At 61.6% G+C, this 13,086-nt stretch carries 16 protein-coding genes and 1 tRNA gene; 10 read left to right on the top strand and 7 right to left on the bottom strand.

From position 1 onward, the window contains the following. Nucleotides 1–15: 15 nt before the first annotated feature. On the top strand, nt 16–660 hold the full coding sequence (locus GM658_RS03305) for a TMEM175 family protein (RefSeq protein ID WP_155452597.1): 645 nt from the start codon (nt 16–18) through the stop codon (nt 658–660). An 84-nt stretch (nt 661–744) separates the two neighbouring features. Continuing rightward, entirely contained in the window at nt 745–1,002 is a 258-nt protein-coding gene (locus GM658_RS03300) for a hypothetical protein (protein ID WP_155452596.1), read from the top strand. 6 nt (nt 1,003–1,008) lie between these two features. On the opposite strand, the gene mutY is transcribed toward GM658_RS03300, so the two are convergent. From mutY to mutM, 3 genes are read right to left on the bottom strand one after another with little or no spacing between them, the layout of a single operon-like run. Next, nucleotides 1,009–2,103: an A/G-specific adenine glycosylase gene (gene mutY / locus GM658_RS03295; protein WP_155452595.1), complete on the bottom strand. Its 1,095-nt coding sequence runs from the start codon at nt 2,101–2,103 to the stop codon at nt 1,009–1,011. After that, entirely contained in the window at nt 2,104–4,032 is a 1,929-nt protein-coding gene (locus GM658_RS03290) for a dynamin family protein (protein ID WP_155452594.1), read from the bottom strand. It abuts the gene before it with no gap. Between the two features lie 10 nt (nt 4,033–4,042). Beyond that, on the bottom strand, nt 4,043–4,876 hold the full coding sequence (mutM, locus tag GM658_RS03285) for a bifunctional DNA-formamidopyrimidine glycosylase/DNA-(apurinic or apyrimidinic site) lyase (protein ID WP_155452593.1): 834 nt from the start codon (nt 4,874–4,876) through the stop codon (nt 4,043–4,045). Between the two features lie 74 nt (nt 4,877–4,950). Here mutM and GM658_RS03280 point away from each other — a divergent pair, with 74 nt between their 5' ends. From GM658_RS03280 to GM658_RS03255, 6 genes are all read left to right on the top strand, one after another. Then, entirely contained in the window at nt 4,951–6,732 is a 1,782-nt protein-coding gene (locus tag GM658_RS03280) for a tetratricopeptide repeat protein (RefSeq protein WP_155452592.1), read from the top strand. Beyond that, nucleotides 6,732–7,331 carry an outer membrane lipoprotein LolB gene (locus GM658_RS03275; RefSeq protein ID WP_155452591.1) on the top strand — a complete coding sequence of 200 codons (600 nt, stop codon included), beginning with the start codon at nt 6,732–6,734 and terminating at the stop codon, nt 7,329–7,331. The genes GM658_RS03280 and GM658_RS03275 overlap by 1 nt, the downstream gene beginning before the upstream one ends. Then, the gene (gene ispE / locus GM658_RS03270) at nt 7,328–8,206 is read left to right on the top strand and encodes a 4-(cytidine 5'-diphospho)-2-C-methyl-D-erythritol kinase (protein WP_155452590.1); all 879 of its coding nucleotides are present in this window, start codon (nt 7,328–7,330) and stop codon (nt 8,204–8,206) included. The genes GM658_RS03275 and ispE overlap by 4 nt, the downstream gene beginning before the upstream one ends. 77 nt (nt 8,207–8,283) lie before the next feature. After that, nucleotides 8,284–8,360: transfer RNA gene (locus GM658_RS03265), tRNA-Gln, on the top strand. Nucleotides 8,361–8,470: 110 nt separating this feature from the next. Beyond that, on the top strand, nt 8,471–9,421 hold the full coding sequence (locus GM658_RS03260) for a ribose-phosphate pyrophosphokinase (protein ID WP_155452589.1): 951 nt from the start codon (nt 8,471–8,473) through the stop codon (nt 9,419–9,421). 112 nt (nt 9,422–9,533) lie between these two features. After that, nucleotides 9,534–10,127 (top strand): 50S ribosomal protein L25/general stress protein Ctc, encoded by a 594-nt coding sequence (locus tag GM658_RS03255; RefSeq protein WP_155452588.1) that lies wholly within the window; start codon nt 9,534–9,536, stop codon nt 10,125–10,127. 64 nt (nt 10,128–10,191) lie between these two features. Here GM658_RS03255 and GM658_RS03250 read toward each other — a convergent pair whose 3' ends face one another. From GM658_RS03250 to GM658_RS03235, 4 genes are read right to left on the bottom strand one after another with little or no spacing between them, the layout of a single operon-like run. Then, nucleotides 10,192–11,022: an N-acetylmuramoyl-L-alanine amidase-like domain-containing protein gene (locus GM658_RS03250; RefSeq protein WP_155452587.1), complete on the bottom strand. Its 831-nt coding sequence runs from the start codon at nt 11,020–11,022 to the stop codon at nt 10,192–10,194. Nucleotides 11,023–11,024: 2 nt separating this feature from the next. Then, entirely contained in the window at nt 11,025–11,465 is a 441-nt protein-coding gene (locus GM658_RS03245) for a hypothetical protein (protein WP_155452586.1), read from the bottom strand. Continuing rightward, nucleotides 11,465–11,722, bottom strand: a complete 258-nt coding sequence (locus GM658_RS03240; protein ID WP_155452585.1) for a hypothetical protein — start codon at nt 11,720–11,722, stop codon at nt 11,465–11,467. Before GM658_RS03240 ends, GM658_RS03245 begins: the two co-directional genes overlap by 1 nt. A gap of 4 nt (nt 11,723–11,726) precedes the next feature. Next, nucleotides 11,727–12,029, bottom strand: a complete 303-nt coding sequence (locus tag GM658_RS03235) for an ArsR/SmtB family transcription factor (protein ID WP_155452584.1) — start codon at nt 12,027–12,029, stop codon at nt 11,727–11,729. 114 nt (nt 12,030–12,143) lie between these two features. Here GM658_RS03235 and GM658_RS03230 point away from each other — a divergent pair, with 114 nt between their 5' ends. Together GM658_RS03230 and GM658_RS03225 are read left to right on the top strand one after the other, a co-directional pair. Then, entirely contained in the window at nt 12,144–12,608 is a 465-nt protein-coding gene (locus tag GM658_RS03230; RefSeq protein ID WP_170298647.1) for a YybH family protein, read from the top strand. An 84-nt stretch (nt 12,609–12,692) separates the two neighbouring features. After that, nucleotides 12,693–13,058, top strand: coding sequence for a hypothetical protein (locus tag GM658_RS03225; RefSeq protein ID WP_155452582.1), 366 nt, complete (start codon nt 12,693–12,695; stop codon nt 13,056–13,058). Nucleotides 13,059–13,086: the final 28 nt, after the last annotated feature.

The raw sequence follows: 13,086 nt of genomic DNA, 5'->3' as shown, positions 1-13,086 counted from the left end.
CTTGCCAGATTAGCCATGACCGACACCGCCACCGCCCCTGCCGCCGCAGCCGCCGCCCCGCAACTCAGCAAGCACCGCATCGAAGCCCTGGTCGATGGCATCTTTGCCGTCGCGATGACGCTGCTGGTGATCGAATTGCGCTTGCCCGAGCACGCCAATGCGCACAGCAACGCCGAATTACTGGGTGTCTTGCAGGAGCTGGCGCCGACCTTTATTTCATGGGTGCTGAGCTTCGGCGTGCTGGCACTTTACTGGACCGCCAACCACCGCCTGTACAGCTATGTGCGCCATGTGGACACCCCTTTGCTGTGGTACACGATCCTGCTGCTGGCGGGCGCCAGCCTGCTGCCGTTTGCTTCCGCCGTCAACAGCCGCTACCTGTCCCAATTGGCGCAAGTCGTGTATGCGAGCGTGATGTGCCTGATGTCCATCGGCTCGCTGCTGGTTGCCACCCGCATCTACCGCCACCCGGAGTTGTGCGCCCATCCGATGGACAAGGCGACCTATATTGCAGCCTGCACCCGCACCTGCATCATGATCGTGATCGCCATCGCGACCGTGGTGGTGGCCGGCCATGTGGTCGGCATCGCCAACTCCGCCTTCATGCTGCTGTTCTTTGCCCGTCCCATCAGTAACCTGCTGACCCGCCGCCTACGCTAAGTTTGCGTTACCTCAAGCGCTTTCGCGCTTGGGCTTGCTTGAAAGCGTAGCGCGCAGGGTCCATGATGGGACTTGGGAGCCGCCATGGTGGATGACGAGGACGATACCAAGCTGATGTACGAACGGCGCTTTGCTGTGCTTGAGCAAAATGTCGCAGTCATCATGTCCAATTACGCGACCAAGGAAGACATCGCGCACCTCGGAACTCAGATCGTGCGCATGGAAACTCAGATGGCGCGTATGGAGACGCGCCTGATCAAATGGGTCATTGGCGCGATGGCAGCCAGCGTCGTGAGCGTCATCGGGACTGCGCTGAGTATCGCGAAATTGTTTATTAACTGAGCGCGCTCAGAACATCCTTGCTTGGCTGCGCTCGCCGAGCAGGTCGAGCAGGAGTTTCTTGATTGGGGCTGGCAGGGCGGCGCCGGGGATCGCGGCGGCGTCGAGCCAGGTATAGCGGCCGTCGCCTGCCAACGCGGCGCGGGTGGAGAGCGTGACCAGCAGCGGGTGGATATACAACTTGTAGTGCGTGAAGATGTGCACCACCGGCAGCAGGCGTTCCAGGGACTCCATTGCGCCGAAGGATTGCACAGCGGTGGCCACGGCCGCATCCTCGGGGGCGTCGGCTTGCGCCTTGTGGCCGGCCAGTTCGGGTAGCGACAGCAGGCCGCCCCAGATACCCGTTGCGGGGCGCTGTTCCAGCAGCACCTGGCCGCGATCAAAGATCAGCAGCATGTGCGCTACTTTTTCCGGTGTGGCTTTCTTCGGCTTGCGGACCGGTAGTTCAGCGGTGCGGCCGGTGGCGAAGGCCACGCAGCGCGGTGCCATCGGGCAGCGCTCGCAGGAAGGGCTGCTGCGCGTGCATAGCGTGGCGCCCATGTCCATCAAGCCTTGCGTGTAGGCTTCGATGCCTTCGGCAGGCGCCAGCGCTTCGGCGCGTGCCCACATCGCTTCTTCGGTCTTGCGCTCGCCGGGATAGGTGTCGATGCCGAACACGCGCGCGAATACGCGCTTCACATTGCCGTCCATGATGGCGGCGCGGCGGCCGGCGGAAAAGGCGGCAATGGCAGCCGCCGTGGAGCGTCCGATGCCTGGCAGTTCGGCCAGCAAGGCCGGATCGGAAGGGAACTCGCCGCCGTATTCGGCCATCACGCGCTGCGCACATTGATGCAGGTTGCGCGCGCGGGTGTAGTAGCCCAGGCCGGCCCACTGCGCCATCACGTCTTCGACGGGAGCGGCAGCGAGCGAGGCGAGGGTGGGGAAACGCTCAAGGAAACGCGCGTAATAGCCGAGGACTGCCGAAACCTGGGTCTGCTGCAGCATGATTTCGGACAGCCACACCAGGTAGGCGTCGCGAGTATTCTGCCACGGCAGGCCGTGGCGGCCATGTTCCTTCTGCCACGCGACCAGCGTGGCGGCAAAGCTTGGATCTTCGTACTGCAATTACGCCGCTGCCTCCAGCACGACAGGTTCGGCGGCAATCGCCTCGTTGATGGCCGCAGCCAGCGCAGCCAGCTTGGCTTTCTGCGCTTCCAGCTCGGCCTGCGTGGCTTCGAAGGCTTCGATCTTCTGCTCCAGCGTATCGGTCGCATCGTGGATGCGCGCGATGGACGCCTGGCGATGCTTCAGCTGTTCCTTATGCTGGCGGATCTGTGCTTCCAGCGGCGCCATGATCACCTTCAGCCAGGCGTCCGCGTCGGCATTGGCCGCCTTGAAGCAGCGCTTCACGGACGAGGCCACGGAATCGAAGAAGCGCTCCATCAGCACCACGCGCGACGTGGTCAGCATAGTCGCGGTGCCGAACTGCTTCTCGTAGATGCTATGCGCCTCGTTGATCTCGTCGCGGTACTTGGCCAGCGAGAAGGCCATCGGCATCGCCAGCGACAGGCCGTGCTCCGCCGAGAACTTCTTGTACATGGTTTCCATCATGTTGCGGATTTCGTCGACCTTGCGCTGCGATTCATCCAGGTTGGCATGGATGGTATCGAAGTAGGTGCCGATCGCATCGCGCAGGCCGGTGGTGAAACGGCTCGACTGCATGCCGGCGCGCGCCTTGACCAGGCTGTCGCGCAGCACGTCCATGCCCAGGCTGGAATACAGCTCGGTGGACAGGCGTGTGAACACGGCGCGCGTGGCCTGCAGCTTGAACAGGCTCTCGTCGAATTCCTTCTTCTCCGCTTCGACACGGCGCGCCATGTGCGCGATCACGGTCTGGTTCTTGCCGCGCAGGCCTTTGAGCTCGAGCAGCTGTTCGACGATGCCGCGCGTCTTGGCCGACAGCGAAGCGTATTGCGAACCGCTCAGCGTCTGCAGCTCGTCGCCCAGGCGGCGGCGGATGATGTCCTTGCGGGCCGGGATCATTTCATTGAACAAGGCGCTTTCCAGCTGCTTCATGCGGCTCTTGTGCACCAGTTCGTGGTCGCCGGTGATCTTGCCTACCAGCGCTTTTTGCGCCGACACCGGGAACACCTGGCGCGAATCGAGGCCCAGCATGTGCGCCGCGTGTTCGCGCTGGCGCGCGATCTCGGCTTCGATTTCTTCTTCGGTTTTCAGCGGATCCCACATCGAGTCGATCTTGTTCAGGACGACCATGCGGCCGGCGCCGTTGCCGATATGGGTGCGCCACACTTCGATATCGCTCTTGGTCACGCCGGTATCGGCGGCCAGGATGAACAGCACGGCGTGCGCGTGCGGGATCAGGTTCAGCGTCAGTTCCGGCTCGGTGCCGATGGCGTTCAGGCCAGGCGTATCGAGGATCACCAGGCCTTGCTTGAGCAGCGGGTGCGGGAAGTTGATGATGGCGTGGCGCCATTGCGAAATCTCGACCAGGCCGTCGTTGTCCAGCGTAACCGGCATATCGGGATCGTTCTCGTCATACAGGCCGTAGCGCTTGGCTTCCTCCACCGGCACGTGGCGGGTCAGGCTGACCTGCTTGAAGGTTTCCTGCATCTGCTCCGCGGAATCGAGGTTCAGCGGCAGCACGTGCCAGGCGTGCGGGTCGTCGCGGTAATCGCTGGTCGACAGGTTTTCGGCGCGCGTTTCGATCGGCAGCAGGCGGATGCAAGCCGGGTAGGCCGGATCGTACATCAGCTCGGTCGGGCACATGGTGGTGCGGCCGGCTGCGGACGGCAGGATGCGCTGGCCGAAGTCGGCGAAGAAGATCGAGTTGATCAGCTCCGATTTGCCGCGCGAGAATTCCGCCACGAAGGCCACCGACAGCTTGTCGTCGGCCAGCTTGGACAGTGTGCGCGCCAGGCGCTGTTCGGTCGACGCGTCGGCCAGGTCGGCCTGCACGACCCAGTCCCGATAGTTTGCGACGGCGCTCATGACGCCTTGGCGCCATTGGGCGTATTGTTCGAGGTCCCTTACCATTCTGCTCTCGTTATTTCTGGCAATTTACACAATAAAAAGTGGATCGTTGTCCCTGTTTGATCTGGCGCACAGGCGCGCCGCAACGACGGCAGGGGACACCAGCACGATCATAGACGAAATATGTCTGTTGGAAATACCCTGATTGTCCATTTACACCGATAAAGTCGCGTAAAGTGCTGCCTCCTTGCACAATTGCCTCGGCCAGCACCTCGCGAATGGCCTGGGCCAGGCGGTCGTAGCGTGCTGCGCTGATGCGGTTAGCGGCCGTTTTCGGGTTGATCCCGGCGCGAAACAGGCTTTCAGAGCAGTAGATATTGCCTACTCCGACAACAATGTCGCCTGCCATCAACACTTGCTTGATCGCGGCGCTGCGGCTGCGTGTCTGTTCGAACAACAATTTGCCGGTAAATGCGGGCCCAAGCGGTTCAACGCCCAGGCCGCGCAGCAGCAAATGTTCTTCCAGCCCGCCATCTTGCATTGAATGCCACAACACGGCGCCAAAGCGACGCGGGTCGGTCAGACGCAGAACGTGCCTGCCATCTGCGCCTTCCACCACCATGTCGAAATGATCATGTTTTTCCGCCGGGATGCCAGTCGGCAGCACGCGCAAGTGTCCGCTCATGCCCAGATGGATGATCAGCGTGCCATGCTCGAATTGCAGCAGCAGGTATTTGCCGCGCCGATCGGTTGCGATGATGCGGCGGCCTGCCAGCAGGGCCGGCAAGTCTTCCGGGAAGGGCCAGCGCAAGCCGTCGCGCCGCAGCACTACGTCGCGCACGATACGGCCTTCGATATGGGGCGCGACACCGCGGCGGGTGACTTCTACTTCTGGTAATTCAGGCATAAGTCAGGCATAAGGATAGTTTTCTACAGGTTGGCGTAGAATCAAGTCTTGAGCCCGATTTGCAGGATCTTCCTTTGAAAAACGCATTCGCCATTGTAACCCTGTCGGCCCTTGTGTCGGCCTGTGCAGTCGTGCCCAAGGAGCAGGCCGCGCCCGCGCCCGAAGCGCCCGCCGTCCCGGCGCCGACGCCAGCTGCTGAAGCGATCGCCAAGGCCGCGCCGCTCGATGAAAAGCTGCCCAGCGTCGAGCTGACCAGCGATTTGTTCTACAAGCTCACCAAGGCCGAACTCGATTTCAAGCGCGGCCAATGGCAAAGCGCTTACGTGACGATGATGGTGCTGGCGCAGCAGACGCGCGACCCGCGCCTGGCGCGGCGCGCATCGGAAATGGCGCTGTCGGCCAAGCAGGGCAATGAGGCGCTGGCGGCAATCCGCCTGTGGCGCGAGCTGGCGCCGGAATCCGACGAGGCGGCGCAATACTTCCTCGGCTTTGCCGTGCTGGGCGACGACCTGGGTGAGGCGGAAGCGCTGTTTGCGCAGCGCCTGAAAGCCGCGCCGGTCAATAGCCGCCCGCTGCTGATGTTCCAGATGCAGCAGTTCCTGCAGCGCGCGAAAGACAAGGCAGCTGCCTTTGCCTTGATGGAGCGCGTGCTGCAGCCGTACCTGAATACCCAGGAATCGCACCTGGTGCTGGCGCAGGGCGCCAACGCCGCCAGCGATGCCGAGCGCGCCCGCGCCGAAGCGAAAAAGGCCGTGGAGATCAAGCCCGATTCCGAGCTGGCCACCCTGACCCTGGGACAGATGCTGGGCGACCTGGATGGCACGCAGAAGCTGTTCGCCGGCTTCCTGCAGAAGTACCCTGCCGCGCGCGAAGTGCGTTCGGCCTATGCCCGCCTGCTGGTCGAACAAAAGCAGTACGACCAGGCGCGCGAACAATTCCTGATCCTGCTGAAAGAGCAGCCCGACAATCCAGGCACGCTGTACGCACTGGGCATCATGTCGCTGCAAGGACAGGACACCAAAGCGGCGGAAGATTATTTCAAGCGCTATGTGCAAGTGCTGGAGAACCAGCCGGATCCGGATCGTGATCCGAGCAAGGCGCTGATGCTGCTGGCGCAGATCGCAGAAGAAAACCACGACTACGACGGCGCCCTGGCATGGCTCGACAAGATCGATGGCGACGATGCGCGCAGCAACCTGGCGGCGCGCCTGAAACGCGCCCACATCACCGCCGCCAAAGGCGATGTCGACGGCGCCCGCGCCCAGTTGAAGGACATCACGCCAGCCGACCAGGCCGAGCAGGTGCAGATCCTGCAGACCGAGGGCCAGCTGCTGCGCGACTCCGGACGCTCGGTGGAAGCCTTCAAGACCCTGCAGGATGGCGTGCTGCGCTTCCCGAACAGCCCTGACCTGATGTATGACTATGCCCTGGCCGCAGAAAAGCTGGGCAAGGTCGACGCCATGGAAACGGCGCTGCGCAAGGTGATCGAATCGATGCCGGACAACCACCACGCCTACAATGCGCTGGGCTACTCGCTGGCCGACCGCAATATCCGCCTGGATGAGGCCTACGAGCTGATCGACAAGGCCTTGAAGATGGCGCCCGGTGACCCTTACATCATGGACAGCATGGGCTGGGTGCTGTTCCGCATGGGTAAGCTGAAAGAAGCCGAGCAATCGCTGCGCCAGGCCTACGCCCTGCGCGGCGATGCGGAAATTGCCGTGCACCTGGGTGAAGTGCTGTGGACCCAGGGCGACAAATCGGGCGCCGCCAAGCTGTGGCGCGAAGCGCGCGCCAAGGACCCGAAAAACGACGCGCTGCGCAGCACGCTGGCGCGCCTCAACGCTGGAATTTAATGAGCTTCAAGACACTCGCCGCCATTGCCGGCGCGGCCGCCATCCTGTGCGGCTGCGCCACCGCTCCCACCACGCCGCCATCCACTGCCGCCGTTGCACCTTATACGGACACCCTGTCGCTGGCTGGCCGCCTGAACGTGCGCTACATCAAGGATGGCAAGCAGGAATCGGCCACCGTCAACTACACCTGGAAGCAGGATGCGCAGCGCACCGACGTGGCCCTGTCTACGCAGTTCGGCAACATCGTGGCCATGATTGAGGTCACGCCGCAAGGGGCCACGCTGCGCGAGGGCGGCAACAAGCCCCCGCTGCGCGCACCCAGCATCGACGCCCTGAGCGCCCGCGCCCTCGGCTGGTCGCTGCCGGTATCGGGCCTGCGCGGCTGGCTGCAAGGCCACGCCACCGCGGCCGACGGCAAGACATGGACCGCCAGCCCGGCGAATAATGAGGTGACCACGCGCGAAGGCTGGCATCTGCAATACGTCGACTGGCAGGATGGCAGCTCGCCGCCGCGCCCGAAACGCATCGACGCCGAACATCCCGGCGGCGGCGACGTGCAGCAGATGTCGCTGCGGATCGTGATCAATCAAGAATCATGAAAAGCCTGTTGAATTGCCCGGCCCCGGCCAAGCTGAACCTGTTCCTGCACGTGAATGGCCGCCGTGCCGACGGCTACCATTTGCTGCAATCGGTATTCCAGATCATCGACCGCAGCGACACGCTGCACTTCTCCCTGCGCGACGACCAGGAACTGCACCGTACCAACGATATCGAAGGCGTGCCGGCCGAGCAGGATCTGGTGATCCGCGCCGCCCGCATCCTGCAGGCCGAGGTGCTGCGCCGCACTGCCGCCATGCCGCCCGGCGTGAACATCACGGTCGACAAGATCCTGCCCATGGGCGGCGGCCTGGGTGGCGGCTCTTCCGATGCAGCTACCACTTTCATGGCCCTGAACAAGCTGTGGAATGCCGGCCTGACCCGTGAGGAACTGATGGCCCTCGCCTTGCCGCTGGGCGCCGACGTGCCTTTCTTTATCTTCGGCGAGACCGGCTTTGCCGAAGGCGTGGGGGAGGACCTGCAGCCGGTGGCGGCGCCGGACTGTTGGTATGTTGTTATCGAGCCCGGCGTGGCCTGTCCGACCGGGCAGATTTTTACCTCCGAGCATTTGACAAGGAATACGCCGCCCGTTAAGATGTCGGACTTTTCCAGCTACCATGCAAATCGACAAGATCTGCGGCAGTTCGGGAAGAACGATTTGCAACAAGTGGCGTGCCGCTTATTCCCGCAGGTAGCAGAAGCGGTAGAATGGCTGGGCGCTTACGGCGATGCCAGGATGACTGGCTCCGGAGCTTGTGTGTTCGTCGCAGTCCATAGCGAAGAACAGGCCGATGCGGTGCTTGCGAAAGTGCCAGCCGCCTGGACCGGATGGAAAGCGAAGGCGCTGAAACGGCATCCGATCATCGCAAAGTTGTGAAGCGTAAAAAGATTTGGTTTTTCGTGAAATAGGCTATATAATGTCGGCCTACTGACGGAAGACAGTCAGTTAAGAGTAGGGGAATCGCCAAGCTGGTTAAGGCACCGGATTTTGATTCCGGCATACCAAGGTTCGAATCCTTGTTCCCCTGCCACCGTTTTCCCTGGGCCTGTCGAGGCAGCAGTCTCCAGCCAGGGTTAAGACAAAGACTCCTGCAACACAGGAGTGCCTCAAAGAATTCAACACTACCTCTCGGGACTCCCAATGGCTTACGAAAACCTGATGGTTTTTACCGGCAACGCTAATCCAGCCTTAGCAGAAGGGGTCGCAAAAAATCTCGGCATCCCACTCGGCAAAGCAGTCGTTTCCAAGTTCTCGGACGGCGAAGTCATGGTCGAAATCAACGAAAACGTCCGTGGTAAGGACGTGTTCGTGCTGCAATCGACTTGCGCGCCAACCAATGACAGCCTGATGGAACTGATCCTGATGGTCGATGCCCTGAAACGTGCGTCCGCTGGCCGTATCACCGCTGCAATTCCTTACTTTGGCTATGCCCGCCAGGATCGCCGTCCGCGTTCCGCCCGCGTAGCCATTTCGGCAAAAGTCGTTGCCAATATGCTGGAAGGCGCCGGCGTCGAGCGCGTCCTGATCATGGACCTGCACGCGGACCAGATCCAGGGCTTCTTCGATATCCCGGTTGACAATATTTACGCTTCGCCAATCCTGCTGGGCGACCTGCAGAAGAAAAACGAAGAAAACCTGCTGGTAGTGTCGCCGGACGTCGGCGGCGTGGTGCGCGCCCGTGCGCTGGCCAAGCGCCTCGGCTGCGACCTGGCCATCATCGACAAGCGCCGTCCAAAGGCCAACGTGTCCGAAGTGATGAACATCATCGGCGACGTGGAAGGCCGTAACTGCGTGATCATGGACGATATGGTCGATACCGCAGGTACCCTGGTCAAGGCTGCAGAAGTGCTGAAAGAGCGCGGCGCCAAGAAAGTGACCGCTTACTGCACGCACGCTGTGCTGTCCGGTCCGGCAATCGACCGCATCAGCGGCTCTTCGCTGGACGAACTGGTGGTGACCGACACCATCCCTCTGTCCGAAGCGGCCAAGGCATGCGGCAAGATCCGTCAACTGACCTGCGCGCCGCTGCTGGCAGAGACCTTCAAGCGCATCATCAAGGGCGATTCCGTGATCTCCCTGTTCGTCGACTGACAGTTTTTCCGGCCGTGGCGCATGCCGCGGCCGATTTGTTGAAGTGCCCTGGTCGCGGGGCACTTCGTTTATCGACAAGGCGCGAGCCTTGTTTTATTTTTTGGAGTATTCCATGAAAGTTGTAGCATTCAAACGTGATCTGCAAGGTACGGGTGCGAGCCGCCGCCTGCGTAATTCCGGCCAGACCCCTGGCATCATCTACGGTGGCGTTGAAGCCCCTGTGACCATCGCCCTGGACCACAACGCACTGTTCCACGCGCTGAAAAAAGAAGCTTTCCACTCGTCCATCCTGGACATGGAAATCGACGGCAAAGTAGAAAAAGTGCTGCTGCGCGACTTCCAGATGCACGCGTTCAAGCAACTGGTTCTGCACGCTGACTTCCAGCGCGTTGACGCCAACAAGCCACTGCACGTGAAAGTTGCCCTGCACTTCGAAAACGCTGAAGTGTCCCCAGCTGTGAAACTGCACGCTGCAACCATCAGCCACGTGGCCAACGAGATCGAAATCTCCTGCCTGCCAGCTGACCTGCCAGAGTTCCTGACCGTTGACCTGTCCGCTATGGACGTTGGCCAGTCGATCCACGCTTCCCAGCTGAAGCTGCCAAAAGGCGTGACCATCGTGACCCACGGTTCCGATGCCACCATCGCTACCGCATCCGTGCCAGCCGGCGCTGTTGCTGCTGAAGCCGCTGCCGCTAAAGAGTAATCCTCTTTCGCTGTAACAAAAATGGGGATGTACCCTTTTAAAGGGGTACGTCCCTTTTTTATTGTTATGGCCGTGGCTGGGGCGCCGCCGGCGGCACGACGATGTGGTCGTTCAGGCGCAGAAACTTGAACCCCGCCAGGCCGTTGCTGGCGCGCGCCTGGGTGCGTGCGATGAAGTCTTCGAACGGTTCTTCGCGCACTTGCGGCGCTGATGAATGCAGGAAGCGGCGCTGGCCCTGCGTATCGAGCACGACCAGGCCAACATGGGTCACCATATGCTGGCCTTTGCGAACAGAGACCACTTCCACCATATCGCCTTCATCCAGCGTGCTGAATTGCGCCATGGCTTGCGCAACCGGCAGGTAGGCTTGCACCGAATCCTGCACCGGAATGTCACGCTGCACGTGGTGCTGCGTTTTCAGGAACAGGGCGCGGTCGACATGCATGGCGTAGCTGGCGCCGTTGCTGGCGTCGGTGAGCAGCCAGCGGTTGCTGGTGTTCCAGTCCACTTCCATATAGTGGTTGCGGCTGGCGACGCCGATCACGCCATCCTTGTAGCGGATGCGCTGCAGGGTCCAGAAGAACTCCTCCCACGAACCGCTGAGCGCCATCGCGTACGTATGCTCGGCGAATACCAGGCAATCGCTGGCTTCCAGGCTATACATAGGGAGCGTGTCGTGCAGCTCGTAAGGAAACTCGCCCAGCAGGTTCAGCTTGTACGGCTGGCCGATATTGCGGCGGCCGATCGCGGCGATACGCTTGCGCAGGTCGGGCTCGGCGCGCCGCTGTTCGGCGATGAAGGCGCCGGCCTCCTGTGGCGTCATCTGGTAAATCTGTTTCGGCTCGGCCGCCGCGCCCAGGGCGGCGGCAAGCATGACGCTGGCGAGAAAGCTCATGTTCAGGCGGGTTTGGTTTTGGATGGCCAGGTGAAATAGGTCCTGGCGATATAGCCCCATGGTACGGCAATAATCGCCAGCAGCACACCGAGGAAGGCGTAGGTCGTGCTTTCCGCCGGCGAACCGGCCAGGGCGCCGCGCTTCCACAGCGGATAGGCGACGATCGACAGCCACATTACCTTGTACAGGATCTCCAGCAGGATGATCGGCAGCATGCGCACCGGGCGCAGGATGCCCAGGCCGGCCAAGGTAGCGAAGGCGGTCCAGACAGTCCAGGCCACGGCATCGTTCGGCGCCCACTGGCCCTGGTGGGTCAGGATTTCAGTCCAGGTGGTCTGGCCCAGCATGAAGAACATCAGTCCGTACAGCAGGCGCAGCAGGTAGATGTTGATGCGCATGACGCCTTCATGCCGCGCGTCGCGTTGCCACAGGCGGGCCAGCATCAGCCCACCTCTTTCAGCATGGTTTCGACCGAGGCCAGGCGGCCTTTCATATCGGCCAGGGTGATCTGCATGGCGGCCAGCGCGGCAGCATTTTCTGCCTGTGCGGCGGCAGACTTGGCGGCCAGTTCGCGATAAGCGTCAGCGCTGGCGGATTCGGCACCTGCCTTGTGGGCGGCGGACCAGTACTTCATCCCAAAAATCACCAGCACCGTGGCAAGCGGCAGGCCAAGGGTCAGAAAGTAAACATGTTCGGACATACTGTCATTCCTCTTCCAGGTTGAGATGCTTGGCGGCTTCCACAATGGCTGCGGGATCGAGCGTCAGGCAGAAATCCGCCACTTCGAAATAATTCAGGGCCTTGCCGTCGCTGGAGAGCTCGTGCTTGCTGGTCACGAGTCCAGCGGCCTCCAGCTTGGCAAGGTGCAGGTGCAGCAGCGGGCGGCTGATGCCTACATCGCGCGCCAGCTGGCTGACGTAGTTGCGGCCTTCCGTTTTCAATGCGGCGATGATGCGCAGGCGGTGCGGATTGGCGAGCGCTTCCAGCGTCGGCAACAGGTTGCGCATGCATTTCCTTTCCGTTTTAAATTGAAGACACGTGTAATAAATATCTTACAGGTGCGGATCATTGTCAAGTGTTCTATGCTTTTGAGGACGATTCACCACAAGGAGGGCGGACAGATGAAAGCGCAACTTGCAGGCATGATGGTGCTTGCCGCCGTATGTGCGGCGCCGGCGTATGCGGCTGACGCCAAGGCCGATATGGCGGGGATCAAGGCCCTCGACCAGCACTGGCTGAAGGCGTTCACAGCTGCGGATGGCGATGCGATCGCCAGACTGTACGACGAGAATGCGGTGCTGATGCCGCCGGGCGCGCCGGCCGTGAAAGGCCGCGCGGCGATCCGCGATTTCCTGGTGAAGGAAGCGCAAGGCGCCGGCAAGGCGGGTATGGTGTTCACTTTCGGCGATGTGTCCGATGGCGGCGCGAATGGCAACCTGGGCTGGTCGTCGGGCAGCTATATCGTGAAGGATAAGGACGGCAAGGTGGTCGAGACCGGCAAATACCTGTCCGTGAACAAGAAGGTCAACGGCAAGTGGATGTACTGGCGCGATACCTGGAACGCCGACAATCCGCCACCGAAATAGTTCCGCGCCTTCCTGTGCGCCGGCTCAAGGCGCGCCGCGCGAGAATGGCAAACAATGGTGGTCTGCCGACAGCGGGAGACCATCATGGAACAGCTGACTCCGGATGACCGGATCGCCGCACAGGAGAAGGCCTTGGATGCAGTCAATTGCGAACTAGCCTTGCTGCGACAGCATATGGATGCTCAATTCACGCGCATGCGCGAGCTGTCTGAGGCACAGTTTGCCAGCATGCGTGTAATGTTGGAAACGCAGGATGCGAACATGCGCCAATATGTCGATAACGGCCTCATCAAATTGCGGCTCGAAATGCAACTGCATACGGACCAAGCTGTGGCCGCATCAGCGGCGCAACTGAGCGTCAAGATCGACAAGAGCACTCACTGGGCGATTGGCTTGCTCATCTCGGGACTGGTTGGCATTATCGCGCTGGCGGCGCGTGGGCTGTTGTGACGGAGGCGCGGGTATAATCTGCGGTTTT

The sequence above is a fragment of the Massilia eburnea genome (genome assembly GCF_009720745.1).
Classification (GTDB): domain Bacteria; phylum Pseudomonadota; class Gammaproteobacteria; order Burkholderiales; family Burkholderiaceae_D; genus Rugamonas; species Rugamonas eburnea.
The sequence above is the reverse complement of the archived record's forward strand: the minus strand, read 5'-3'. Positions and strand labels throughout refer to the sequence as shown.

Excerpts from the sequence above, each read along its gene's own strand:
- GM658_RS03305 (WP_155452597.1), top strand. The coding sequence starts at position 16 with ATGACCGACACCGCCACCGCCCCTGCCGCCGCAGCCGCCGCCCCGCAA.
- GM658_RS03300 (WP_155452596.1), top strand. The coding sequence starts at position 745 with ATGGTGGATGACGAGGACGATACCAAGCTGATGTACGAACGGCGCTTT.
- GM658_RS03290 (WP_155452594.1), bottom strand. The coding sequence starts at position 4,032 with ATGGTAAGGGACCTCGAACAATACGCCCAATGGCGCCAAGGCGTCATG.
- mutM (WP_155452593.1), bottom strand. The coding sequence starts at position 4,876 with ATGCCTGAATTACCAGAAGTAGAAGTCACCCGCCGCGGTGTCGCGCCC.
- GM658_RS03275 (WP_155452591.1), top strand. The coding sequence starts at position 6,732 with ATGAGCTTCAAGACACTCGCCGCCATTGCCGGCGCGGCCGCCATCCTG.
- ispE (WP_155452590.1), top strand. The coding sequence starts at position 7,328 with ATGAAAAGCCTGTTGAATTGCCCGGCCCCGGCCAAGCTGAACCTGTTC.
- GM658_RS03260 (WP_155452589.1), top strand. The coding sequence starts at position 8,471 with ATGGCTTACGAAAACCTGATGGTTTTTACCGGCAACGCTAATCCAGCC.
- GM658_RS03255 (WP_155452588.1), top strand. The coding sequence starts at position 9,534 with ATGAAAGTTGTAGCATTCAAACGTGATCTGCAAGGTACGGGTGCGAGC.
- GM658_RS03250 (WP_155452587.1), bottom strand. The coding sequence starts at position 11,022 with ATGAGCTTTCTCGCCAGCGTCATGCTTGCCGCCGCCCTGGGCGCGGCG.
- GM658_RS03245 (WP_155452586.1), bottom strand. The coding sequence starts at position 11,465 with ATGCTGGCCCGCCTGTGGCAACGCGACGCGCGGCATGAAGGCGTCATG.
- GM658_RS03240 (WP_155452585.1), bottom strand. The coding sequence starts at position 11,722 with ATGTCCGAACATGTTTACTTTCTGACCCTTGGCCTGCCGCTTGCCACG.
- GM658_RS03235 (WP_155452584.1), bottom strand. The coding sequence starts at position 12,029 with ATGCGCAACCTGTTGCCGACGCTGGAAGCGCTCGCCAATCCGCACCGC.
- GM658_RS03230 (WP_170298647.1), top strand. The coding sequence starts at position 12,144 with ATGAAAGCGCAACTTGCAGGCATGATGGTGCTTGCCGCCGTATGTGCG.
- GM658_RS03225 (WP_155452582.1), top strand. The coding sequence starts at position 12,693 with ATGGAACAGCTGACTCCGGATGACCGGATCGCCGCACAGGAGAAGGCC.